Below are 23,042 nucleotides of genomic sequence, written 5' to 3'. Positions count from 1 at the left end.
AACACAACATTAAATAATTTTTTAGACATTTCTAAAAATCTTGTTTTTTAAAACTAAAACTGTATTTTTGTTAACGAAAAATGATATCATGACTCTTTCTGAAGAAGATTACATAAAGGCTATTTATCACTTATCTAAAGATGACAAAGGTAATGTTTCCACCAATGCTATTGCAGCGCAAATGGACAGCAAGGCGTCTTCTGTAACCGATATGATGAAAAAATTGGCTGAAAAGGATGTTGTTCATTATAAAAAATATCAAGGTGCCCGATTGACGGACAAAGGCAAGTCTTATGCCGCTAAAATTATACGGAAACACCGTCTTTGGGAGTTTTTTCTTGTTGAAAAACTAAATTTCTCTTGGGATGAAGTCCACGAAATAGCTGAGGAATTAGAACATATAAAAAGCGAAAAACTGATTGAAAAACTGGATGCTTTTTTAGATTTTCCGCGGACTGACCCACACGGCGACCCAATACCCGATAAACACGGTAATATCACCAAAGTGGAAAAAATATTGCTCTCTTCTGCCAAGAATAATGAAAAGGGAATTGTAATTGGGGTGAAAGATTCTTCATCCGATTTTTTAAGGTATTTGGATAAGCTAGGGATTTCACTCGGTAAAGAGATTACCATTTTACACAAAGAACCCTTTGATAATTCCGTGATGATTAATCTTGACGGAGAAAAAACCAGTATATCTGCATTAACAGCCAATAATATTTACTTAAAAATAAACTAACTATATGTTTAACGACATTGTAAACTACTTAAAAGAATTAGACCCTACATTAGCTGCTTTTTATGCTACTTTATTCACTTGGGGATTAACCGGATTGGGAGCCTCACTGGTATTCTTCTTCAAAAAAATGAACCGAAAACTCTTTGATGGGATGCTTGGCTTTACCGGCGGCGTAATGGTTGCTGCCAGTTTTTGGAGTCTTCTCGCTCCGGGAATTGAAATGAGCGATGGCGAAGGTTTTATGAAAACTATTCCGGCCGTTACCGGCTTTGCCCTTGGCGCTTTGTTTATTTTTGCTTTGGATAAAGTACTGCCGCATTTACATGTGAATTTTAAAATGAGTGAAAGCGAGGGTATAAAAACCCCTTGGCATAAATCGGTGTTGCTTACTTTGGCTATCACGATGCACAATATCCCTGAAGGACTGGCAATTGGTGTTTTGTTTGGCGGAGTTGCCGCAGGAATTCCAGAGGCCTCTATTGAAGGCGCCGTAATTTTGGCTATGGGAATTGGAATTCAAAACTTTCCTGAAGGCTTTGCGGTAGCAATGCCGTTACGCGGACTTGGTTTAAGCCGATGGAAGAGTTTCAACTACGGACATTTATCTGCTGCCGTGGAACCCTTGGCCGCAGTTCTTGGCGCATGGGCGGTTTTGACTTTTGAACCTATTCTACCCTACGCACTGTGTTTTGCAGCCGGAGCTATGATATTTGTAGTGATTGAAGAAGTGGTGCCAGAATCGCAACAAGCCAATAACACCGATATTTCCACACTTGGATTTATTGCAGGATTTATCGTTATGATGACGTTGGATGTAGCTTTGGGGTAAATTAATTGCTGCTAGCCGAAGTATGATCACTAATGATGAGCCATTGATTATTGAATTTTCGCCACACTAATGTAAAATAACCACTTGCATCGCCAATGGATCGTTTTAAATGAAAAGAACCTATTACTTGGGCTATATTTTCTTTTACTTGCTGTATTTTAATCACTTTAAAAGTAAGTTTGCCCATTCCGGTGGTATCGGGATAACTTTTTAGGTATCTTTCTTTAGTGGCTTTCCAGCCAAAAATAGGTCCAGAAGCTCCGACGAATGCTAAATCATCAGATTTCCAATATCCTTCCATAAAAGCAGGAATGTCTCCACGATTCCAGGCATCTTCCTGATTTTTTAAAACCTCTAAAATTTCTGATTTATTGATATTGGAAATCTTTTCTTGAGCGAATACATTTACGTATCCGACCAGTAAAATCAAGGTGAGAGATATAATTAACTTTGACATTTTTATGAACTTTTAGAAACCCTTAATTTAATCAATTAAATCGAGTGTACGCTCCATAGAGGATAGATACGGCCAGTTATTGGCTTCTGCTTCTTGAAAAACCACTAGTAAACGTTCTTTAAACTCGTTTATGAGTCCGTTTTGCAACGTAAACTTTACCGCTTCATCAAAAGAACGTGCCATACTTTTGTAAAAGGCATCTTTTTTTATACGCCTTTCCCTATCGAATGTCTGTGCAATCTCCAAATTATACCACATTACATCTGCAATGAGCAACGGATTCACTCCAAGTGTTTTAAAATGTTTTATGTACTTCTGCGCAACAGAACGCCGAGCTTTGGCACGTTTTCGTGTAATTGGAAAATATTCGTTGGATATTTTTGCCTTTGCTTCATCTACGAGCCGATCTTCTTTCGGATTAAAAACAAAATCATAATACGTTTTTACCTCTTTGAAGCGATTGTACAAATCGATAATCTGGTCTTCGAGTTCTGCTTTTTTTAATTCGGAAAGATATTTTTTTAAATCGCGTTTGGACATAGGCTATGAACTCATTTAAACTTTTAAAATTGAAGCGAAAAATAGGGATTTTTGCATTAGATTTTTACTTTTATACGCTGCATAGCAGCGCTACGGAGCACAATAAAAGGGAAAATATGGTGCAAAGAAACCATTTTGCAGCCAATTAAGAACAGTTTAAAATGAGTTCTATTAATGGCAATTACAATTTCCGTCTCCGCAGTCGCCAGCATTACTTTTCCCTAAAAGAGTATTCAGTGTTTTAGGAAAAACAAACTTCAGCAGTAGATAAGCAACTGCCAGAAACAAAATTAAATACACCACTATATTCTGAATATCCATTTGAAAACTATTTTATAAGCTGATATGCCACTAAAGCTACAAGATACGCAAATGCACTCATAAATACCAATTGTGCCACAGGCCATTTCCATGTATTTGTTTCCCGTTTAACAATAGCTAAAGTACTCATACACTGCATAGCAAATGCATAAAACAAAAGGAGCGAAATCCCTGAAGCTAAATTAAAAAGTGGCTCTCCAGTAATCGGATTCGTTTCGGAAGCCATTCTGTTCTTTATGGTTTCCTCTTCGTCACTCCCTACACTGTAAATGGTTGCCAATGTTCCTACAAAAACTTCCCGTGCTGCAAAGGAGCTAATAACGGCAATCCCTATTTTCCAGTCGTAACCTAGCGGTAAAATAGCAGGTTCAATGGCTTTCCCGGCAATTCCAATATAAGAATTTTGAAGTTTGTAAGACGCTATTTTAGTTTCCAAATCGCCTTCCGGCAAATTTTCAGCTTCTGGCTGTGCAGTTACAATTTCCCGAGCATTATCAAACCTATCCGAAGGTCCATTAGACGCGAGAAACCACAATACGATAGAGATAGCCAAAATAATTTTCCCTGCGCCAAACACAAAGCTTTTGGTTTTTTCAACCACGGTAATCAATACATTTTTTGGCAAAGGCATTTTATAGCTTGGCATTTCCACTACGAAAAAAGTGCGGCTTTTTATTTTAAGTATTTTATTTAAAAGCCATGCCGAGAAAACTGCCATACCAAAGCCTAATAAATACAACATCATTAAAGTGATACCTTGTAAATTCATTCCTAAAAACCGGGTGTTGGGAATTACAAGGGAAATTATGATAAGGTAAACTGGCAGTCGTGCAGAACAGGTTGTAAAAGGAGTTACTAAAATGGTTATTAATCGTTCTTTCCAATTTTCTATATTTCTGGTTGCCATTACGGCAGGGATAGCACATGCCGTTCCCGAAATTAGGGGCACAACACTTTTCCCGCTTAATCCGAATTTTCGCATGATTCTATCCATTAAAAAAACCACCCGACTCATGTAGCCGGATTCTTCCAAAACAGAAATAAATAGGAATAGAAAAGCGATTTGTGGTATAAAAATAACAATACCACCCAAGCCTGGAATAATTCCTTCAGCAATTAAATTAGTAAGTGATCCGGCCGGCATAGTTTCCTTAACCCATTCACTTAAGGAGGCAAAAGTAGCATCAATAAAATCCATTGGATAGCTGCTCCAATCGTAAATGGCTTGAAAAATAGTGAGCAAAATCAAAAAGAAAATAACGTATCCCCAAACTTTATGGGTAAGGATTCGATCTAAAGATGCACGAAAACCTTTAGCGGCATTGGCATCTATTTTGTACCCTTCTTTAAGCACACCATTTATAAATTGGTATCGCAAAACGGTTTCTTTATGCTGTAGTCGCTTTAATTCGGTTTTCGACTTGGTAGAAAAGGCAGAAGTGTCTTTTACCAAGTTTCTATCTAACTTTACAAAATTGGCGTCTTGGGTAATTACCAACCAAAGTTTGTAAATATCCTGATTTGGAAAAGCAGCTTTTAGTCCGTTAAAATATTCCGGTTCTATTACCGTGGTGTCCACGCATGGGTCTGTGGAGATATTTTTGTAATTAGCAATAAGCTCCTTAACCTTTTCCACACCCTGTCTCTTTCGGGTACTTACAACAGCAATTTTGGTGTTTAATTTTTGCTCTAAAAGCTCCACATCTAAGGAAATACCACGGCGTTTCATTCTATCTGCCATGTTAATCACTAAAATGGTCGGAATTTTTAGGTCTTTAATTTGGGTAAAAAGCAGTAAGTTTCGCTTTAAGTTTTCCACATCGGTGATTACAACAGCAACATCTGGAAAATCTTTATCGTTTTTATTCAGTAGAAGCTCAATTACCACATTTTCATCCAACGAATTGGCATTTAAACTGTAGGTTCCTGGTAAATCGATAATATGTGCTTTAACTCCTCTGGGAAGCTTACACACGCCTTCTTTTTTCTCTACGGTAATGCCTGGATAATTCCCTACTTTTTGGTTTAAACCTGTAAGTTGATTGAATACTGAAGTTTTTCCTGTATTAGGATTCCCGATGAGGGCTACATTAATCTGTTTACTCATACGGACTTGCTTTCTAAAATATCTATTTCAATTTGAAGTGCGGTTTCTCTTCGAATAGCTAAAAAAGAACCATTGATATTTAAATACAAAGGATCTCTAAACGGTGCAATCTGCAAAAGTTCTACTTCGTTGCCAGGTAGGCACCCCATTTCCAAAAGCTTAATGGGAATGTTGTCCGTAGAAAATTCTTTAATTATCGCTTTTTGTCCTCTCTTTAAATTTGCAATCGTCAACTTCAACTATTATTTAGATTGATTTTAAGTAAGCAAAAGTAATATAAAAAATAGGTTTGGTGAAATTATTTAATAGATGTTTAAGACGCGCATCAATTATGATATTTTTTAGAAGACTTTAATTTTCATTTTACAAAATTGAAACTTTTCATACCTACCTTTAGAAAAAACAACACTATGAAAAAGTTTTTCATGCTATTTGCAGTACTAGCAGTCATTTGCCAATCCTGTCAAACCATTCCGAAAGGCGTAGAAGCTGTGCAACCTTTTAACAGTGAAGCTTATCTTGGAAAATGGTATGAAATTGCACGGTTGGATTTTAAGTTTGAAGAAAATTTGAACAACACCACCGCAACCTATTCTTTGCGAGAGGACGGCAAGATTAAAGTAATAAACCGTGGTTATAATTTTAAAAAAGAAGAATGGGAAACGGCTACAGGAAAAGCCAAGTTTGTAGAAAACCCCGATGTGGGAAAGTTAAAAGTTTCTTTTTTCGGACCGTTTTATTCTGGTTATAATGTTATTAAGATTGATGACGATTACAAGTACGCCCTTATTGTAGGCAAAAATTTAGATTATTTATGGATACTTTCGAGAACACCGGAAATCCCACTGTACATTAAAGATGATTATTTAAAAAAGGCGAAACAAATTGGTTACGATACCTCAGAATTGATTTGGGTAGAACACGACAAAGCCGAGTAGATATAAAATTCAAGAAAGTCAGTTTGAAGTTTACTTAAGCTGACTTTTTATTCGTATTCCTTTTTCAGCACTTCAATATCGTGCAGGAGCTTTTCTATCTCCTCCTCTTTAGTGCCGTCGTAAAAACCCCTTATTCGTTTCTTTTTATCAACTAAAACGAAGTTTTCCGTATGAATCATATCAAAAGGGCCACCGTCTCCAAGCGTCTTAACTGCCAAATAGCTTTTTCGGGCTAAATTGTAAATCTGCTTTTTATCACCGGTTACCATATTCCATTTCGTGTCGATCACTCCTTTTTCTTCCGCATAGGCTTTCAGTCTTGGGACAGAGTCAATTTTTGGGGTCACGGAATGCGACAACAACATCACCTCAGGATCATTTTTAATTTTCTCCTGAATACTTACCATATTATCTGTCATTTTCGGACAAATAGTCAAGCAAGTAGTAAAAAAGAAATCGGCTACATAGATTTTATCTTTATAATCTGCTTCTGTAATGGTATCTCCATTTTGATTAATCAATTCAAACGGAGCAATAGTGTGGTATTTTCTTATATGCTGAATACTGGTATCTACTAATTCTGCGTTCACCATAGACGGTTCATATACCAATAACCTTTCCTTTGGTTTCAAAGCTTGGTAAATTAAACTAACAATGATTATTGAAAGTACGCAAAGCGTTATAAACAAGTATTTAAATTTGCTGAAAAACTGAAGCATTCCTCGACTTAATTTAGTGCTTGCAAAAATACAATTTTCATTACGAATGCTCATCTTTTAGTCTTAAATCCGTCATAAAAACAAACCCTTAGTTCATTTTGATTGTGGTAAGTAGATGGAAAACCTTACTTTTGTGCGATTTGAAAATGAAACCAATTTTATGAGTCCGATTTTAGTTAAAGGAATCCAACTTTTTTTAAGTTTATCAATACTTATTATTCTACATGAGCTAGGGCATTTTATCCCTGCAAAGATTTTTAAAACACGGGTAGAGAAATTCTTTTTGTTTTTTGATGTTAAGTTCGCGCTTTTCAAAAAGAAAATAGGAGAAACCGTTTACGGTATTGGTTGGCTTCCGCTGGGAGGATATGTAAAAATATCTGGAATGATCGATGAGAGCATGGACAAAGAACAAATGGCGCAACCACCTCAACCATGGGAGTTTCGCTCCAAACCAGCTTGGCAACGTTTAATTATAATGATTGGTGGTGTAACCGTAAACCTTATTTTAGGATTTTTAATTTATGCCATGGTATTGTTTGTTTGGGGTAAAGAAGAAATTTCCCAAAATGCTTTTCCAAATGGTTTTGCTGTAGCGGAACAGTTAAAACAGTACGGTTTTAAAGACGGTGATAAAATACTGAAAGTAGATGGTGAGCAACCTGAAAATATTTTAGACGTTAGCCGTCGTTTGGTTGTGAGAGGTGCTAGTACTGTAGAAGTGAAACATGCTGATGGAAAAAAGGAAGTTTTGAGCATACCAGATTCCCTAGGCACCTATCTGTACACACAAGGAGCTTTATATCCATTAACCCCACGTGTAGAACCCGTTATTGATAGCGTTATCCCAGAATCTCCAGCCGCCCTTGCCGGGTTGAAGCTCAATGACAAAATAATTTCGGTAAATGGAGAAGCCATTACTTTTAGAGATGAAATGGTTCAAAAAATTAAAAAGAATGAAGGCAATCCTCTTAGTTTAGTTATTGCAAGAAATAAAGTAACAGATACCATTACTTTAACAGCAAGAGAGGACAATACCATTGGTGTTTCATTTAAATCACCTATAAAGGATATAAAGATTAACACTAAAGAATATTCGTTTGCTGAAGCTATTCCTGCCGGAATCGAACACGGATATTGGACGCTTCGGGATTATGTAAGCTCCATGAAGTTCCTTTTCACTAAAAAAGGAGCGACAGAAGTAGGCGGATTTGGAACGATTGCCAAGCTGTTTCCCGATACTTGGGACTGGCAAGGATTTTGGCTTTCAACAGCCTTTATATCTATTATTCTGGCATTTATGAACATTTTACCCATCCCTGCACTGGATGGCGGACACGTAATGTTTCTATTGTATGAAATGATTACCGGAAGGAAGCCAAGTGAAAAATTCTTAGAATATGCACAAATGGTTGGGTTCTTTCTATTAATTGCCTTACTTTTGTACGCCAACGGAAACGATCTTTACAAGGCGATTTTTAAATAAAATAAAAAAAATAATTTTTTGTTTGCCTTAAAGAAAAAAACATATATATTTGCATCCGCAAAAAAGGAATAAAACTCTTCTCAAGAGGCATGAAATAAGGCAAGCGAGAAAGTAACTATAAAAATAAATTCCTCCTTAGCTCAGTTGGTTAGAGCATCTGACTGTTAATCAGAGGGTCCTTGGTTCGAGCCCAAGAGGGGGAGCTTAACATTAGAAAGCCATTCAAAAGATTGAGTGGCTTTTTTGATTTCCTTGGGTACAACATAGGTACAACAATAAGTGCTTTTTTATTTATTTCTTATCTTGATGCCTACATAAGCACTCAAATGGAAAAAATAATCAGAAAGCTGGCCATCCTATGGTGCAAATTGGATGACGCCATAGACCATTTCTTTAGGCGGAGTTCCATGAGCAGCAATAGTGCCCGCCTTTATTTTTTAATTGTTTGCATCGCCGTTTACGGTTTGGTGCTCATGCTGTTCAGCTCACAAGTTTCCATTGGTCAAAAACTTGGGTACTATTTTGGGTACCTTTTTATAGGAATTTTATTGATTATACTATTTGCGACCTACTATGAAAAAAAGAGGATCAAGGATAGTAGGCTGTACCCGTTCCAATATATCTCCGTTAAATGGGAAACAGTTAATTACGAACTTCTCAAGTTTGACAAAGATGAGCTTATCGACTTTAATTTGCTGTTGAACCGCCGGCATGTACAGAAGAAGATAAATTTTCGCGAAAAGAACAAAAGCAAGGAAGGTGCCAACCACCGCATGCTTTTTTCCATGTTCCATGTACTTATTCAGGATGGGATTGAACACTTTACCGATGTCCAGAAAAAAATCTTTTTTGAAATGCTCAGGGATTCCTTTCTCATGAACCGCAAACCTATTAATTACGATACCCTAAAATCCAGTTTTTCCAATTGGAAGGGCGACCTTTCCACGGAAAAGGGCACTGCCTACGAACAATATTGGAAAAATGTCTTCTCCCTTAAATAATTAATGGATAATTAAACCATAACTGCCGTTATGCTATTGATTTGGCAATATCTGCTGTCATATATTTGCCCTGTACACTAAAACGTAAAAGGCCTTTTACTCATCATTAACCAAAAATTTTAAAACAATGAATGAGCAAGAGAACGTTGTGGCCCTATTGGAGGACATCAAGGCATTGCTGTCCCAGAACAAAAAGGTCCTGAATGTGGAAGACCTTTCACAATACACAGGACTTTCCAAAAGCAAAATCTATAAACTGACCCATTTGCGGTTGATCCCAATGGGCAACAACAAACACATCCGCCAAAAGTTCTTCGATAAGGATGCCATCGATGAATGGCTTATGGGGAACTCCGAACTGTTGGATGACCAGCTGGAACATGAATTCAACAGACAACTCCTGAAAAAGGGAAAATCCTAGATAACATCCACTTTAAATACTTTTCTAATGAAAAAGATACCGTACAGACGTATCGGGACCACATATTGGAAAGATATCGAAAAACCCCTGATTTCGGGGGATTCCATTTCCATAATGGTCCGGTGGAACAAGGAAACGATCATTGCGGACCACGGGAAGTCCTATCTTTCCAAGATCCCAAAACTGGACGGGTTCTGCTGTATCCCCGAACATATAGATTACAGGCAAACCGTTGGCAATTCCTACAACACCTACCACGAGCTGCCCATTGCCCCCAAGAAGGGCAAATGCCCCGTTTCCATGGGGTTTGTGGGGCACATCTTCGGGGAACAGGCCGAGCTTGGACTGGACTACCTAAAGATCCTCTATGAAAACCCCTCACAGATATTGCCCATCTTATGCCTGGTGAGTAAAGAACGTGGCACTGGAAAGAGCACCTTTATCAAATGGCTCAAGGCCATATTTGGCCAGAACATGACATATATCAAGGGGGACAGTTTTTCCTCACAGTTCAATGCGGATTGGGTATCAAAGGTGATCGTAGCGGTGGACGAGGTGTTCTTCGATAAAAAAGAGATCACCGAACGGCTAAAATACTTGAGCACCACCGACAAGGACAAGGTGGAGGCCAAGGGCAAGGACCGGGAGGAAGTCGAATTCTTCGGGAAGTTCATTCTCTGCAGCAACAATGAGGATACGTTCATCCTGATAGATTCCAATGAAATACGTTTTTGGGTCAGAAAAGTACCTCCTTTCGATACCGAGGACACCGAATACCTGCAAAAGCTCATTTCTGAAATACCCGCTTTTCTACAGTTCCTTATTGACCGTCCCTATGCCTCCGAGAAGAAAACACGGATGTGGTTCACCCCCGAGCAGATAAGGACCAGGGCGCTAAAGAAACTGGTCTGGCTGAACAATAATGCGGTCGAGAGGGAAACGGTGTACCTGCTCTACGAAATGTTCGAGGCCACCGGTGCCGATGAGCTCAGGGTCACCCCGAGGGAAATCGTGTCGAACCTCGCCAAGGTGCGCCGCAAAAACTTCGAACCGAACGACATCCGGAGGATACTGAAAAACAAATGGGGGCTTGCCCCTTCCGACAATTCCAATTCCTATAAGGGTTATGAATATACCAGTTACGGGGAGTTTGTCCAGATCAGCCGTGTCGGAAGGTATTTTGCTGTTGAAAGAAAAAAGATTTATGGAATTTTTGATGAAATGATGAATTAAGAGTATAAATAACTGATAATCAATAAAATAACACTTCATCAAAATTTCATCAAACGTTCATCAAAATTGAAATCCTAAAACAATGATGAAGATCTGCAGAACATTTTGATGAATGATGAAAAAATGATGAAGCCCGGAACACCAGTAAAAATAAGGGTTACAAGAGATTCTTCATCAAATCATCAATTTTTTTTAAAAACATATCCGGCCCATGAAAAAAGAAAGAACCAATAAACTGTCGTGTGAAAAAGCCCGCAGTATTTGCACCGTGCAGGCACTTGCTAAACTGGGGCACTTTCCCACGCGCAAATCGGAAAAAGAAGCTTGGTTCCTAAGCCCCTTCCGGTCAGAAACAGAGGCCTCTTTCAAGGTATCCCTGACACTGAACCGATGGTACGACCACGGTGCCGGTATCGGTGGCAATGTTATCGACCTGGTCTGCCTGATAAAACGGTGTTCGGTCAAAGAGGCTTTGCTGGTCCTGGACAATGGAGCCTTAAGTTTTTCTTTTCAGCAACAACCACTTTCCAGAAAGGAACCCGGTATTGAAGTGACGGAAGTAAAACCGATAAGACACCCAGCCCTGCTAGCCTATTTAAGGTCACGAAAAATTAAACCTACAGTGGCAAGGTTATATGCTGAAGAAGTACATTTCAGGTTGAAAGGTAAACACTATTTTGCCATCGGGCTTGAAAACATCTCTGGAGGTTATGAGCTCAGGAACAAATTCTTTAAAGGCAGCGTTTCCCCTAAGGACATAACCTTATTAATGAATCAATGCACTAACCTGGTTGTGTGCGAAGGTATGTTCGATCTGCTCACATTAGCAAGTCATTGCCGAAACCTATCCAAGGGAGCAGATATACTTGTCCTCAACTCCGTGGCGTTTGTAAAAAAGGTTCCCGGTTATTTGAAAGACTATAAACATGTTGAGCTTTATCTGGACAGGGACGGTGCCGGTAAAAAGGCAACGCAATTCCTATTGACTGCCCATTCAAAAGCTTTGGACAGGTCGGGAATGTACGAAGGATATAAGGATATAAATGAGTGGTGGACTAAGAATACGGATGGGTAATTGAAAAGCAATTAATGGATGTATTTTTGTTGCCACAATGGCCATCCTGAAATACTGCTTATTTATTTCTATCGAGTTCAGTCTTTAAATAAAAAAGAACATCTAATTGGATAGCCTCATTTTTATTCTTTCCTATCAATTTGGTCACAATCAACCAGCATTGGCCTAAAACCATACTTTTTGCAGCAAAAAATTGCCTGTTTTCAGGGCTTCCAAAGGTTTTTGCAGCAAATGGCAAATTTAGCCCTTGGACTTCCTAAAATTTTACTGTAAAGAACTGCCTGTTTATAGAGACTCCGAGAGGTTTTACTGTAAAACAGGAAGCGTGAAACCACGTAACATCGCTTTAGCGTGTTACCCTCTTGCTTACCCAAATTTTGTCACGATCGCAGGATCGGGACAAAATATTTATTACATCCAACCAAACTAACTGGTTAATTAGGACATCTCACACCTATAAGGCCATAACCTATTAAAATGGCTGGACGCATAACTAATTTGGTCTAAAGTATTCCTTCATCCGCAAAGCTGAAATACCTTCCGTTGGGGCTTAGGATAATATGGTCGAGTACCTTTACATCGAAGTAACCGGCCGCCTTTACCATTTTTTGGGTCAGTTCCCTATCTGGCGTACTGGCCTCGAGTTTCCCCGATGGGTGGTTGTGGCATAGGATGATGCCCGTGGACAGGCTTTTCAGCACCACCGCGAACAATAACCTTATATCGACCACCGTACCCGTAATCCCTCCCACCGAATGGGTATAGATGCCCTTTATCCTATTGGAACGGTTCAGCAAAAGCACCTTAAAGGTTTCGTTCAGGGCTATGGTATCCATATCGAAGGATTGGTAAAGGACTTTAGCGGCATTGGAACTGCTCACAACAACGGTTTCCAGACTGGTCAAAAAACTCTCCCTGTAGGAAAGCTGTATCTCGTTAACTTTTATCAACATGGCTATGCTATTTTTATTAAAATTGATTTCAAACATTTAAAGAAATGGGCAGGTTTTACCCTGCCCATACTTCTACTTTCCGTTCCCACCAAGGAAAAGGATTTCCGAAACGATTACCTCGGTCACATAGCGTTTAACGCCCTCCTTGTCCTCATAGGAACGTGAGGTGAGTTTTCCCTGTACGGCAATCTCCTTGCCCGTAAAAACGTACTCTTCGATAAGGGATGCGATTTTCCCCCACGCCACCAATTGGTGCCAATCGGTATTGGTCTGTTTCTCCCCTTTGGAATCCCTGTAGTTCTCATTGGTCGCCAATGAAATCTTGGCTACCTTTTTTCCGTTTTCCAATACGGTCACCTGGGGCTCCTGCCCTACATGTCCGATAAGCTGAACCTGATTTTTTAATGTGCCCATAATACATTGTTTTTAGCGCCTGCACGAGACAGGCATTGTTACTGAATATCCCTTTTCCATATCGGCAACCGCTTCTAAGAACTTTTTTGAATCGTTTCCAAAACAAAAGCCAACATTTTAAGGGGTGTTTGTTTGCCTTCTTGCGTGCACAGCACCATAAAAGAAGTGGGTTCCGTCAAGGCTTTTGGACGGAAATCGGGAGTGTCTGCAACGTGGTTTTTACCGCAAGGGCTAAAAACAAGGAAGTAGATGCCCTATTTATGGACAAAACTCCGTATAGCCTTGACGGGTTCCATAAGGGGCCTCTAAGAATCCTTATCGCGGGGGGTTTGGAAGTGAGCGTACGGGAAGTCAAGCGAGCTGTCAAAAGGCCGGCGATTTAGTATTCTTTGGCGCCTGCCTTGGTTTCCGCAGTACCGGGAACCATATAGGGCTTCTTTTATTAAGGACCCTTAAAATGTGTTGGGGGGCCGGACTTCCGTTTTCGGGACTTCGCCGCGTAGGCCCCCAAGAAGGGCTTACCAAAAAGGACCGTTTTGGAAATGGAAGGTCGGCCGAGGGGTGGATTTTTTATAAATATTAAACAGGAGTGATTAAAAACTGAACTCCATGTAGATAAACCAAGCACGATAGCATTGGTTATTGTAAGATCTGGGGTGAGGGCCTATATGCAGTCTCTATATTTTTAGTCATAACTTTCAAAAAAGTAAGTGTTCTCGTCGCACGGGTTGTATATACCGGCCATAAGCAGCTATTTCTATTAACTTATTTAACCTATGCCATGGTATTCAGTGAGTGTCCATTGACCTCACCCTACGGGTTTACAAGCACCCTCAAACACAGTTAAGCGGATATCATTTCAATACCTGCTTTTTCCGCTTTAAATGCTATTTTGGTCATCAGACCGTAGTAGCTCCAATTCCTTAAAACAAATTTTTCCTCTTTTGTCATTCCGATCTTATCTTCCTGGTTTACCAGGATAAGCGTTCCCGCACGGTGTTTTGTGCAAAAGTCAATAAGTTTTCTGCTGTATACGTGCAACCGATGGTCAACATAATTACTTTCCGATTCCCGGAACTTTTCCATAGCCTTGAGTTTTCGCTTACGCCCTTTTCCCGATCTACTAAAGGCAGTGCCCTCACAGCTCCTCTTTCGGGCCGCCTGTATAGCGAGCCTTCTGTAAAGGAACTCGTCCCTTGAACCAATGGAAAGCTTCTCCTTTCCAATTTTCACGACGATAGGGACGTCAAGGGAGAGCGATGCCTCCGCAATTATTTCAGGTCTCAAGGCATGCTCCTCCTTTTCAATTTCAAAAGTGGCCAACCAAAAGATTTTCCCTTTTATTAATTTGATATGCGAAGTGCAGAGCTTTATATTCCCAGTTGCCAGACGTTCCAATAGTTTTCTTTTATCCGTAAAATCCCTACCCAAGTAGGTTTTGAAAGGCACACTGAACAGCCGAAAACAAAAAGCACTTTTGCTATCATCATAGGCAAACCTCGTTATACCCTCCATGCTAAATGGAAAGGCCATATCCCTCCTGAAATTTCTCAGGGAACGCTCCCCTTTGTAATATTTTTGGGTCTCTTTTTTAAAGGAAGAAACCAATGCCCCGTTAAGGCAGGATAATATATTGGTTGGGATTTCCCCTTTAAAGCGGTTCGATACCGTTCTATAGGTCGTATTGATACGGGACCGCTTTAAGATCCCATGCCCATCCCTTTTTTCATCGGCGAGTTTGTACTTTATCCCATCTGAAAGGTAAAAGAAATCCTTTATCATTTCCTGTACATACAGATGGGAAACAATTAAATTGGCTGCCCGGTAGCACCTGTTCTGCCATTGGTAGAGCATACCCAAAGCTTCTTTTCTTTCCTCCTTTGTCGGAAGGTCTGCCAATAGCTGTATCCTGCGCGTTAGCTTTATGGTAGTTTTTTTCATACTAAGCGGATTTTAACTGTTCTTCGCGGTACTTTGGCCAGAATTTGTAGGATGAAGCAAATTCACTTTGCACTTCCCTTTGGGAAAGACCCAATGACTTAGCAATATGTTCAAACGAATGCTTTTTTTCAAAGCGCAGTCCAAGGATCCTTTCCTGTAGCTCTGTAATAGGAATCGAGGGTTTTTCTTGCCCATTCTTATTTTTTGGTTCAAATGCAGATCTGTTCCCCAGATGGATAATGGTTTTTATCTCTTCAATGGCCCTTGCGGTCTCGTTCCTGGTCTCGGTGGTACCCTTTCCCAACATACTGGCGATTGCCTTGTATCGAAAGCCATATTTTAGGCAGAGTTCGATCAAATAACTTCTGTTCTCACCTAACAGTGGTAAAACCTTTTCGATTTTTTCAAATTTGTTCTGGGTCTGTTCCTGTTCCCGTATACATTCGTTGTCATTTTCCGGATCGTAGCCTACCATATAATCCTGGTAGTTATCGTAACTCTCCAATGAATTCAAGGTTCTAAGAAACTTCTCCTTTGGCCTTGAATAATAGAAGTTACACTCCCTTTTCATAACAAACCTTAAGAAAAAATAGATATGCTTTGGGGTTTCAATGGTATCCCTGCAGTCCCATAGCCTTAAAAATACATCCTGGACCAAGGTTTCCAATACAAATTCATCATCCAACAGGCGTTTGCCGATCCAAAAAATACTTTTTCCGTATTGGGCATGGATCCTGGCCAGAGCAATGGGATCACCTTTTTTCAATAATTCAAAATTGCATGGTTGCATATTTAGGTTGTTTAAATGCATAATCCGTTCCACAGCCATCGCTATCCTGTTATTGAATCACAAGATGATGGACGTTGGATTATTGTTATTAAATTTTTATGTATGGAACATGGCCGGATACCATGAAAAAGGAAATACCTGGATTATAGGACTAAAGAATATATGAGTACCGGATTTTAATGTGTTACTGGGTATCCTATAATTTAATGATAGTTATATCGGGTTCTTTGGCTTCTTTTTGAAAAGGATTTCAAATAGGCTTATCCCTATACCGTATAGGTTGAATAATTTATATTTTAAAATGGTTTGATTGATTTTTGGATTTTTCATAACCCAAAGTATTTTATTCGTTCAAAAATGATAAAGGGATTTCCCTTATAAATGAACCCCTTTAAAGAAGTCCTACACCTTACGCCCATTGAACTAATAAGTGAGCGCATAACATTTCATATTTGGTATCAGAAAATATTTTCTGAAGTAAATATAGTAAAAAAAGCTTTAATGAGAGCGTACGCTCTCATTAAAATTTCAAATAATTTTTTCATTTGTGTTGATGGCAAGTAAAAACACAAATAAAAGTAAGGTGTATTTTTCCAATAAGTACGTTTGCAAATTCATTACTGAAGAATGGTTGAGTTCCAAAGAAACCAGTACTAGAAAGTATGGAAAATTATACGGTGTCAATTATCATGTTATAGAGAAAATCCAACAAAAGGATGGATACAATATACCTCTGTCTACATTGAGTACAATGTGCTTCAACCATGGAATTAAATTATCTGAATTTTTCAAATTGGTGGAGAAGAAGTATGGGAAGTTTTTAAATGATGGCTATGAACACAGATAAACTTCAATAATTCAATTTAAGTAAAGTATAAAACTTTACGCTCAAATTCTTTATATTGAGTAAATCTTTCCATTAGTTGGAGGTTTATAAAATTATTCGAATGGATCTATGTGAAGAAGAAAAATCAAAATTTTAAAAAAATTGTTTCGCAAAATCTATAGCCAATAAAGAGCTTAACTAAACACACATCAACTAAATCGATTTGCTTCTATGCAACACAGTTGCATCAAAATTCTTTTATCTTTGTATTGTGAAATTTTTAGCAATCATATTATCCTTTTACTTCTTGGCACTTAATGTTGTCCCTTGCAGCGACTCGGCGAATAACGAAAGTGATTCCCAAGTTGTTACGGTAATTGACTTTGATGGCGAACACGACCAGGATTGCGAGTTATGCTCGCCTTTCTGCCAATGTCATTGCTGCCACGTTCACACCATAAACTTTGGGCTTGTTGCTTTTGAAACGCTACAGCCTGCAATTCCAAACAAATTTTTTGCCCATTTTGATAATCTTGGCAAAGATATTCCCCATTCCCTTTTACAGCCCCCACAGGTATAATTCAGTTTTCATAGGATAGCTATTTCCTGTTTTGACGTGTCCTTATTTTGGATATGTCAAAATAGTGCGTTGCATTTCTGTAATGCGCCCACAGAGAATTTAAACTGAATTAACACCCTTATCTATGATTAATAAAATCATTGATTTTTCAATCAATAACAAATTTATAATTGGTCTGCTCACGCTTGCATTAATTGGTGCTGGCATTTACAGTATGACCCAAGTCCCTATTGATGCCGTGCCAGATATTACCAATAATCAGGTACAGGTCATTACACAATCGCCCAATCTGGGAACAGAGGATATTGAGCAATTTGTGACCTATCCTGTCGAGTTGGCAATGAGCAACTTGCCCAATGTCAAGGAAATCCGTTCGGTTTCCCGCTTTGGTCTTTCTGTAGTAACTATTGTCTTCGACGATGATTTAGGAACCTATTTACCCAGACAACTCGTTGCCGAGAGACTTACTGAGGTACAGGAACAAATTCCGATGGGTTTTGGCGAACCAGCAATGGGACCCATTTCAACGGGATTGGGCGAAATCTACCAATATACCCTTGAAGTCGATGATGAGCACCAAGGCGAATATTCTGCAACGGAACTCAGAACGATTCAGGACTGGATAGTCCGCAGACAAATGGCAATGGTTACTGGCGTTGTGGAAGTGAATGCTTTTGGCGGAAATAAAAAACAATACGAAGTAGCCGTTGACCCTGACGAACTTCGCGCCATCGGAATTACAATATCTGAAGTGTTTTCGGCTTTGGAAAACAATAATCAGAATACGGGCGGTGCATATATCGAGCGAAACCATCAAGCTAATTTTATCCGTGGCGAAGGACTTGCCAGAACCGTTTCGGATATCGAAAATATGGTCGTAAAAACGGTCAACGGTATTCCCATAAAAATAAAGGATGTAGGGAATGTAAGTATAGGAAGTGCCGTGCGCTATGGTGCGCTGACCAAAGATGGTAAGGGTGAAGCCGTAGGCGGAATGATTTTGATGCTGAAAGGCGCAAATTCAAACGAAGTCATCGAAAACGTAACCCAACGGATGGAACAGATTCAGCAATCCCTTCCGGATGGGGTAAGCATAAAACCATTCCTTGACCGTAGCGAATTGATTGCCGAAACTACAGGAACTGTGACCGGAAACCTTTTGGAAGGTGGCCTCATAGTAATCTTTGTTTTGGTCTTGCTCTTAGGGAATTGGCGCGGTGGTCTAATAGTGGCATCCACCATTCCCCTATCGCTGTTGTTCGCATTTATACTGATGAACGTGTTTGACGTGTGGGCAAACCTGATGAGTTTAGGGGCGATTGATTTTGGTATTATCGTGGACGGTGCTGTCATCATTGTGGAAAGTACCGTTTTCCTAATGTATTCTTATGTAGTCAAAAAGAAGGCCGTGAAATCTGAAACGAGGGACGAAATCGCCGCCAAGGCTTCTAAAAAGATGATGAACGCCGCTTTCTTTGGTCAGCTTATCATTCTTATTGTCTTCCTGCCAATTTTAGCTTTGGAAGGTGTCGAGGGCAAGATGTTCCAGCCTATGGCATTGACCTTCATCTTTGCTATGATTGGTGCAATGTTACTTTGCTTGACTTATGTTCCAATGATTTCGGCATTATTCCTTAGACCACCAAAATCTGAAAAGCAATCGTATGGCGATAAATTCGTGCACTGGATTGAAAGAAAATATGAACCGCTATTGACCAAATCGCTCACTAAAGGGAAGATGGTTATAGGTATCGCTATTGCTCTTTTTGCAGTTGCAATTTTTGCCTTTACCAGAATGGGCGGCGAATTCATCCCACAGTTGGATGAAGGCGATATTGCCTTTCACGCCATCCTAAAACCCGGAAGTTCCCTTTCGGAAACTATAGAGACAACTACAAAAATAGAACGAATAGTTAAAGCGGAATTTCCAGAAGTTGAAACTATCATCAGCCGTATCGGTGTGGCCGATGTACCTACCGACCCTATGCCAATGGATATTGCAGATGTATTCGTCATTTTAAAACCAAGTGATGAATGGACATCTGCGGAAAGCAAAGATGAATTGGTCGAAAAAATGAAGGAAGCCATAAGCATAGTTCCCGGTGTGAATTATGAATTTACCCAACCCATAGAAATGCGGTTTAACGAACTACTTACGGGTGTACGTGAGGATGTTGCCATTAAACTGTTTGGGGAAGATTTGGACATTCTGGCAAGCAAGGCGGAAGAAATGGGCAAAATCATTGCGACCGTTCCCGGTGTGGCCGATATGAAAGTAGAGGCTACGGACGGTCTGCCACAAATTACCATCGACTACAACCGCAATAAACTGGCACAATACGGTCTGGAAATCAACCAACTCAATAGTGTGGTACAAGCGGCTTTCGCAGGCGGTAAGGCAGGTGTGATTTTCGAGGGCGAAAAGCGATTCGATTTGGTAGTTCGGTTGCAAAAGGAAAACCGCAAAGATATCGAGGATGTTCAAAACCTCTTCATCAATCTGCCCAACGGTTCCCAGATACCCTTACGAGAAATCGCCGAAGTAAGCTATGAACCCGGACCGATGCAGATCAGCCGTGACAACACCAACCGTAGAACGTATGTGGGCATCAACATCCGTGAACGGGATGTAAAATCGGTGGTCGAGGACATTCAGGCAAGACTGGATGCACAGTTTGAGTTACCCGCAGGCTATTACATACGCTATGGTGGTGCATTCGAGAATCTGGAACGCGCCAGCGACCGATTGCAGACCGTGGTTCCAATTGCACTGTTGCTCATATTCATCCTGATATATTTTGCATTAAAATCCTTTCCGCAGACCCTGATGATTTATCTGGCCATCCCTATGGCCACCATAGGTGGTGTGTTCGCCCTTTGGCTCAGGGATATGCCGTTTAGTATTTCCGCAGGGGTCGGCTTCATTGTTCTTTTTGGGGTTGCCGTACTGAACGGATTGGTAATGATAAGCGGTCTTAATGAATTGAAGGAAGAAGGCGTAACAAATTTAAAAGACCGGATTGTGGAAGGTACTAAACGAAGGATACGCCCTATAATGCTTACTGCCTTTACCGACATTCTTGGTTTTCTACCTATGGCCATTTCAGCATCCGCAGGGGCGGAAGTGCAACGACCCTTGGCAACCGTGGTCATTGGTGGATTGATAACTTCCACCCTCTTGACGCTCTTTATACTGCCCATCTTTTATCAATGGGTCGAGAAACGTTCGGAACGAAAAGCGAAATTGAATCCAAAATTTGCTACCGCTATGGCAGTAGTTTGTTTGCTATTTACTTCCGCTTTTGCGAAAGCGCAGCAAGTTCCACAGAATGATTCCCTGCCAATTATTTCATTGGAAAAAGCGGTAACAATTTCTAAGGAAAACTATCCGCTCTTGAAAACGAAACAGTTGGAAATACAAAGACAGACTGCTCTAAAAGGCACAGCTTACGATTTTGGAAACACCCAAGTGTTTACGGGTGGCGAGGAAATATCGGATGGTCAGGGTATTTATACATTGGTTGGTTTAGGGCAACAGAATATCAACTTATTCGGCATAGGTGCGAAAAAGCGACTGCAAAAGCAACGTATCGCTTTGGCCGAAACCGCTCTTGACCTTTCTGAACTTCAAGTAGAACAGGAAGTTAAAAAGGCGTGGTCGCAAGCTTATCAGCAACGGCAGAAATTTGAACTGTACCAAGAACTGGATTCTATCTATTCACAATTTGAAAAAGCCATTGCGCTCAATTATGAGGTAGAAGCCATTTCACGCTTGGAATATTCATCGGCAACCAATCAGGCATTGCAAATCCGCAACAAATTGCAACAGGCCGAAAGCGATTACGCCATTGCCCTTCAAAAACTCAACCTATGGCTGGTCTCAGACACTTTCTACACTGTACCTAAATCGCTTGACGAAAGTGAAGTTGTAGTATTGGGCATACCCACAACAGTGGAAAATCATCCCGAACTGAAACTTTCGCAAAGGCAAATTGATGAAGCTGAGGCAAATTATGATGCAGCCCGTTCTGACTTGCTTCCTAAGTTTAATCTTCAGGGCGGACTTCAAAGAGTGAACGGCAATAGCGGATTTTACAGCTATCAAGCTGGTATTTCCATTCCTTTATTTTCTGGTACAGAACGTAGCCAAGCGAAGGCCGCTAAAATCGATAGCGAAATCGCAAGGACAAATGCTAACTATACACAACGCCAATTGCAATCCGAATATCAGCAGTCCTTACAGTCCTATCAAAAGTGGGAAACATCTTGGCAATTTTACAGGGATAAAGCCTTGCCTCTTGCCGAAGAGCAACGCAGAGGCGCACTACTTGCCTACAAGGAAGGTGCCGTGGATTATGCAGCCTTTACCCAAATCATCAGAGATGCCATTCAAACGGAAATGGATGCGCTGGATGCGCTCGACAATTATCTAAAATCAGTTTTCGAACTACAATATTTCAAACAATAATGAAAAATCTATCTAAATATACAGTCATCGCTTTATTGACTATGCTCTTAGGGTTAACCTCTTGCGGTGATTCTAAATCAGAGTCAGCTGAAAACAATGAGGGAAATTCTGAAACGGAAGAAGCCCACGCAGAAGGCAAAGCCGAAGAAGTGATGCTCACAGCAAAACAGTTCGAAGCCCTGCAAATGCAAATCGATACCCTACAAATGCGAAATATGAGTGGGTATGTGGAAGCTAATGGTCAGTTGGAAGTCCCACCACAAAACGAAGCAACCATCACAACAGTTGTAGGTGCAAACGTAGTTTCAATTGAAGTTATCGAGGGTGATAAGGTCAATAAAGGGCAAACAGTCGCTTACCTCTCGCATCCCAATATCATTCAAAAACAAACCGATTACCTAAATGCTTATAGTAACAGTCAATTCCTAAAGAAAGAATTTGAACGACAAAAAACCCTCTACGATGCAGGTGTAGGAAGTGGTGCTAATTTCCAAAAGGCAGAAGCCGAATATCAAGCATCCAGAAGTATGGTGAACGGTCTTGAAGCCCAACTTCAACAGCTAAGCGTTAGTGCATCGGGCGTAAGAAACGGAACGATTTACCAGCGTGTTGCACTGCGAAGTCCCATCGAAGGATTTGTACAAAAGGTAGAGGTCAAAACAGGGCAATATGTAGAACCGCAGACCGACCTAATGGAAATCGTGGACACCCATCACGTTCACGCTGATTTGATGGTCTTTGAGAAGGATGTCTATAAGGTTAAGGAAGGTCAGAAAGTGACGTTCAATGTTCAATCCATTCCCGGGAAGGAACTTACTGCTGAAATCTATTCCGTAGGAAAGACTTTTGAGCAGAACCCGAAAGCAATACACGTGCACGCAGAAATTGAGAACAAGGAAGGCAACCTGATACCCGGAATGTACATCCAAGGGCGCATACAAACGGACAACAATAAGACGTTGGCGATACCCGAAAGTGCCATAGCCGCTGATGGTAACCGATTTTTTGTGTTTTTAGTTGAAAAGGAAGGTGATGACTGGTCTTTTACACCTAATGAAGTAACAAAAGGGGCTCAAGATGGTGAATGGATTCCCATTGATTTTCTAACAGAACAGAAATCGAATGCGAAATATGCCTTTAACAATGCTTACTATTTAATGGCAGAAATGAAAAAAGGCGAAGCGGAACATAGCCACTAATC

The 23,042-nt window shown here is 40.1% G+C and carries 22 protein-coding genes and 1 tRNA gene; 13 read left to right on the top strand and 10 right to left on the bottom strand.

The window, feature by feature from the left end; genetic code table 11:
- Positions 1-88 precede the first annotated feature (88 nt).
- Both NDQ75_RS06060 and NDQ75_RS06055 read left to right on the top strand, forming a co-directional pair.
- Positions 89-742, top strand: a complete 654-nt coding sequence (locus tag NDQ75_RS06060) for a metal-dependent transcriptional regulator (RefSeq protein WP_202028703.1) — start codon at positions 89-91, stop codon at positions 740-742.
- A 4-nt stretch (positions 743-746) separates the two neighbouring features.
- Positions 747-1,571: a ZIP family metal transporter gene (locus NDQ75_RS06055; RefSeq protein WP_202028494.1), complete on the top strand. Its 825-nt coding sequence runs from the start codon at positions 747-749 to the stop codon at positions 1,569-1,571.
- Between the two features lies 1 nt (position 1,572).
- On the opposite strand, the gene NDQ75_RS06050 is transcribed toward NDQ75_RS06055, so the two are convergent.
- The 5 genes from NDQ75_RS06050 to NDQ75_RS06030 all read right to left on the bottom strand — a co-directional run bounded on the left by NDQ75_RS06050 (position 1,573) and on the right by NDQ75_RS06030 (position 5,235).
- Positions 1,573-2,028 (bottom strand): YybH family protein, encoded by a 456-nt coding sequence (locus NDQ75_RS06050; protein ID WP_202028493.1) that lies wholly within the window; start codon positions 2,026-2,028, stop codon positions 1,573-1,575.
- A 27-nt stretch (positions 2,029-2,055) separates the two neighbouring features.
- Entirely contained in the window at positions 2,056-2,568 is a 513-nt protein-coding gene (locus NDQ75_RS06045; RefSeq protein ID WP_202028492.1) for a DUF6155 family protein, read from the bottom strand.
- 171 nt (positions 2,569-2,739) lie between these two features.
- Positions 2,740-2,889 (bottom strand): FeoB-associated Cys-rich membrane protein, encoded by a 150-nt coding sequence (locus tag NDQ75_RS06040; RefSeq protein ID WP_202028491.1) that lies wholly within the window; start codon positions 2,887-2,889, stop codon positions 2,740-2,742.
- Positions 2,890-2,896: 7 nt separating this feature from the next.
- Positions 2,897-4,996, bottom strand: coding sequence for a ferrous iron transport protein B (gene feoB / locus NDQ75_RS06035; RefSeq protein WP_202028490.1), 2,100 nt, complete (start codon positions 4,994-4,996; stop codon positions 2,897-2,899).
- Entirely contained in the window at positions 4,993-5,235 is a 243-nt protein-coding gene (locus tag NDQ75_RS06030) for a FeoA family protein (RefSeq protein ID WP_202028489.1), read from the bottom strand. The genes feoB and NDQ75_RS06030 overlap by 4 nt, the downstream gene beginning before the upstream one ends.
- A 171-nt stretch (positions 5,236-5,406) precedes the next feature.
- Here NDQ75_RS06030 and NDQ75_RS06025 point away from each other — a divergent pair, with 171 nt between their 5' ends.
- Positions 5,407-5,934, top strand: coding sequence for a lipocalin family protein (locus tag NDQ75_RS06025; RefSeq protein WP_202028488.1), 528 nt, complete (start codon positions 5,407-5,409; stop codon positions 5,932-5,934).
- Positions 5,935-5,981: 47 nt separating this feature from the next.
- On the opposite strand, the gene NDQ75_RS06020 is transcribed toward NDQ75_RS06025, so the two are convergent.
- Entirely contained in the window at positions 5,982-6,653 is a 672-nt protein-coding gene (locus NDQ75_RS06020) for an SCO family protein (protein ID WP_202028702.1), read from the bottom strand.
- Positions 6,654-6,813: 160 nt separating this feature from the next.
- On the opposite strand from NDQ75_RS06020, the gene rseP reads away from it, so the two are divergent.
- From rseP to NDQ75_RS05990, 6 genes are all read left to right on the top strand, one after another.
- A complete protein-coding gene (gene rseP / locus NDQ75_RS06015; protein ID WP_202028487.1) occupies positions 6,814-8,139 on the top strand; it encodes an RIP metalloprotease RseP in 1,326 nt (441 codons plus the stop codon).
- A 129-nt stretch (positions 8,140-8,268) separates the two neighbouring features.
- Positions 8,269-8,342: transfer RNA gene (locus tag NDQ75_RS06010), tRNA-Asn, on the top strand.
- A gap of 123 nt (positions 8,343-8,465) precedes the next feature.
- Positions 8,466-9,140 carry a hypothetical protein gene (locus tag NDQ75_RS06005; protein WP_202028486.1) on the top strand — a complete coding sequence of 225 codons (675 nt, stop codon included), beginning with the start codon at positions 8,466-8,468 and terminating at the stop codon, positions 9,138-9,140.
- 127 nt (positions 9,141-9,267) lie between these two features.
- On the top strand, positions 9,268-9,561 hold the full coding sequence (locus NDQ75_RS06000) for a helix-turn-helix transcriptional regulator (protein ID WP_202028485.1): 294 nt from the start codon (positions 9,268-9,270) through the stop codon (positions 9,559-9,561).
- A gap of 27 nt (positions 9,562-9,588) precedes the next feature.
- The gene (locus NDQ75_RS05995) at positions 9,589-10,794 is read left to right on the top strand and encodes a primase-helicase family protein (protein ID WP_202028484.1); all 1,206 of its coding nucleotides are present in this window, start codon (positions 9,589-9,591) and stop codon (positions 10,792-10,794) included.
- 211 nt (positions 10,795-11,005) lie between these two features.
- Positions 11,006-11,869: a toprim domain-containing protein gene (locus NDQ75_RS05990; RefSeq protein ID WP_202028483.1), complete on the top strand. Its 864-nt coding sequence runs from the start codon at positions 11,006-11,008 to the stop codon at positions 11,867-11,869.
- Positions 11,870-12,372: 503 nt separating this feature from the next.
- On the opposite strand, the gene NDQ75_RS05985 is transcribed toward NDQ75_RS05990, so the two are convergent.
- The 4 genes from NDQ75_RS05985 to NDQ75_RS05970 form a co-directional block, all read right to left on the bottom strand.
- Positions 12,373-12,822: a JAB domain-containing protein gene (locus NDQ75_RS05985; protein WP_202028482.1), complete on the bottom strand. Its 450-nt coding sequence runs from the start codon at positions 12,820-12,822 to the stop codon at positions 12,373-12,375.
- A 72-nt stretch (positions 12,823-12,894) separates the two neighbouring features.
- A complete protein-coding gene (locus NDQ75_RS05980) occupies positions 12,895-13,236 on the bottom strand; it encodes a single-stranded DNA-binding protein (protein WP_202027785.1) in 342 nt (113 codons plus the stop codon).
- Positions 13,237-14,079: 843 nt separating this feature from the next.
- Positions 14,080-15,177, bottom strand: a complete 1,098-nt coding sequence (locus NDQ75_RS05975; RefSeq protein ID WP_202028481.1) for a hypothetical protein — start codon at positions 15,175-15,177, stop codon at positions 14,080-14,082.
- Position 15,178: 1 nt separating this feature from the next.
- A complete protein-coding gene (locus NDQ75_RS05970; protein ID WP_202028480.1) occupies positions 15,179-15,967 on the bottom strand; it encodes an RNA polymerase sigma factor in 789 nt (262 codons plus the stop codon).
- Between the two features lie 553 nt (positions 15,968-16,520).
- On the opposite strand from NDQ75_RS05970, the gene NDQ75_RS05965 reads away from it, so the two are divergent.
- The 4 genes from NDQ75_RS05965 (at position 16,521) to NDQ75_RS05955 (ending at position 23,040) form a co-directional block, all read left to right on the top strand.
- Positions 16,521-16,814 carry a hypothetical protein gene (locus NDQ75_RS05965; RefSeq protein WP_202028479.1) on the top strand — a complete coding sequence of 98 codons (294 nt, stop codon included), beginning with the start codon at positions 16,521-16,523 and terminating at the stop codon, positions 16,812-16,814.
- A gap of 250 nt (positions 16,815-17,064) precedes the next feature.
- Positions 17,065-17,373: a DUF6660 family protein gene (locus NDQ75_RS15970; RefSeq protein WP_317191283.1), complete on the top strand. Its 309-nt coding sequence runs from the start codon at positions 17,065-17,067 to the stop codon at positions 17,371-17,373.
- Between the two features lie 124 nt (positions 17,374-17,497).
- Positions 17,498-21,841 (top strand): CusA/CzcA family heavy metal efflux RND transporter, encoded by a 4,344-nt coding sequence (locus NDQ75_RS05960; RefSeq protein ID WP_202028478.1) that lies wholly within the window; start codon positions 17,498-17,500, stop codon positions 21,839-21,841.
- Positions 21,841-23,040, top strand: coding sequence for an efflux RND transporter periplasmic adaptor subunit (locus NDQ75_RS05955; protein ID WP_202028477.1), 1,200 nt, complete (start codon positions 21,841-21,843; stop codon positions 23,038-23,040). The genes NDQ75_RS05960 and NDQ75_RS05955 overlap by 1 nt, the downstream gene beginning before the upstream one ends.
- The last annotated feature ends 2 nt before the right edge of the window (positions 23,041-23,042 follow it).

Source organism: Galbibacter mesophilus (genome assembly GCF_023721415.1).
GTDB classification, from domain to species: Bacteria; Bacteroidota; Bacteroidia; order Flavobacteriales; family Flavobacteriaceae; genus Galbibacter; species Galbibacter mesophilus.
The sequence above is the reverse complement of the archived record's forward strand: the minus strand, read 5'-3'. Positions and strand labels throughout refer to the sequence as shown.

What these genes read in the sequence shown, in the direction of transcription:
- NDQ75_RS06025 (WP_202028488.1), top strand. Translation starts at nt 5,407, where the DNA reads ATGAAAAAGTTTTTCATGCTATTTGCAGTACTAGCAGTCATTTGCCAA.
- NDQ75_RS06000 (WP_202028485.1), top strand. Translation starts at nt 9,268, where the DNA reads ATGAATGAGCAAGAGAACGTTGTGGCCCTATTGGAGGACATCAAGGCA.
- feoB (WP_202028490.1), bottom strand. Translation starts at nt 4,996, where the DNA reads ATGAGTAAACAGATTAATGTAGCCCTCATCGGGAATCCTAATACAGGA.
- NDQ75_RS06005 (WP_202028486.1), top strand. Translation starts at nt 8,466, where the DNA reads ATGGAAAAAATAATCAGAAAGCTGGCCATCCTATGGTGCAAATTGGAT.
- NDQ75_RS05985 (WP_202028482.1), bottom strand. Translation starts at nt 12,822, where the DNA reads ATGTTGATAAAAGTTAACGAGATACAGCTTTCCTACAGGGAGAGTTTT.
- NDQ75_RS05990 (WP_202028483.1), top strand. Translation starts at nt 11,006, where the DNA reads ATGAAAAAAGAAAGAACCAATAAACTGTCGTGTGAAAAAGCCCGCAGT.
- rseP (WP_202028487.1), top strand. Translation starts at nt 6,814, where the DNA reads ATGAGTCCGATTTTAGTTAAAGGAATCCAACTTTTTTTAAGTTTATCA.
- NDQ75_RS05955 (WP_202028477.1), top strand. Translation starts at nt 21,841, where the DNA reads ATGAAAAATCTATCTAAATATACAGTCATCGCTTTATTGACTATGCTC.
- NDQ75_RS05960 (WP_202028478.1), top strand. Translation starts at nt 17,498, where the DNA reads ATGATTAATAAAATCATTGATTTTTCAATCAATAACAAATTTATAATT.
- NDQ75_RS05975 (WP_202028481.1), bottom strand. Translation starts at nt 15,177, where the DNA reads ATGAAAAAAACTACCATAAAGCTAACGCGCAGGATACAGCTATTGGCA.
- NDQ75_RS06020 (WP_202028702.1), bottom strand. Translation starts at nt 6,653, where the DNA reads ATGCTTCAGTTTTTCAGCAAATTTAAATACTTGTTTATAACGCTTTGC.
- NDQ75_RS05980 (WP_202027785.1), bottom strand. Translation starts at nt 13,236, where the DNA reads ATGGGCACATTAAAAAATCAGGTTCAGCTTATCGGACATGTAGGGCAG.
- NDQ75_RS05970 (WP_202028480.1), bottom strand. Translation starts at nt 15,967, where the DNA reads ATGCAACCATGCAATTTTGAATTATTGAAAAAAGGTGATCCCATTGCT.
- NDQ75_RS06055 (WP_202028494.1), top strand. Translation starts at nt 747, where the DNA reads ATGTTTAACGACATTGTAAACTACTTAAAAGAATTAGACCCTACATTA.
- NDQ75_RS06040 (WP_202028491.1), bottom strand. Translation starts at nt 2,889, where the DNA reads ATGGATATTCAGAATATAGTGGTGTATTTAATTTTGTTTCTGGCAGTT.
- NDQ75_RS05965 (WP_202028479.1), top strand. Translation starts at nt 16,521, where the DNA reads ATGGCAAGTAAAAACACAAATAAAAGTAAGGTGTATTTTTCCAATAAG.
- NDQ75_RS06050 (WP_202028493.1), bottom strand. Translation starts at nt 2,028, where the DNA reads ATGTCAAAGTTAATTATATCTCTCACCTTGATTTTACTGGTCGGATAC.
- NDQ75_RS06060 (WP_202028703.1), top strand. Translation starts at nt 89, where the DNA reads ATGACTCTTTCTGAAGAAGATTACATAAAGGCTATTTATCACTTATCT.
- NDQ75_RS06045 (WP_202028492.1), bottom strand. Translation starts at nt 2,568, where the DNA reads ATGTCCAAACGCGATTTAAAAAAATATCTTTCCGAATTAAAAAAAGCA.
- NDQ75_RS05995 (WP_202028484.1), top strand. Translation starts at nt 9,589, where the DNA reads ATGAAAAAGATACCGTACAGACGTATCGGGACCACATATTGGAAAGAT.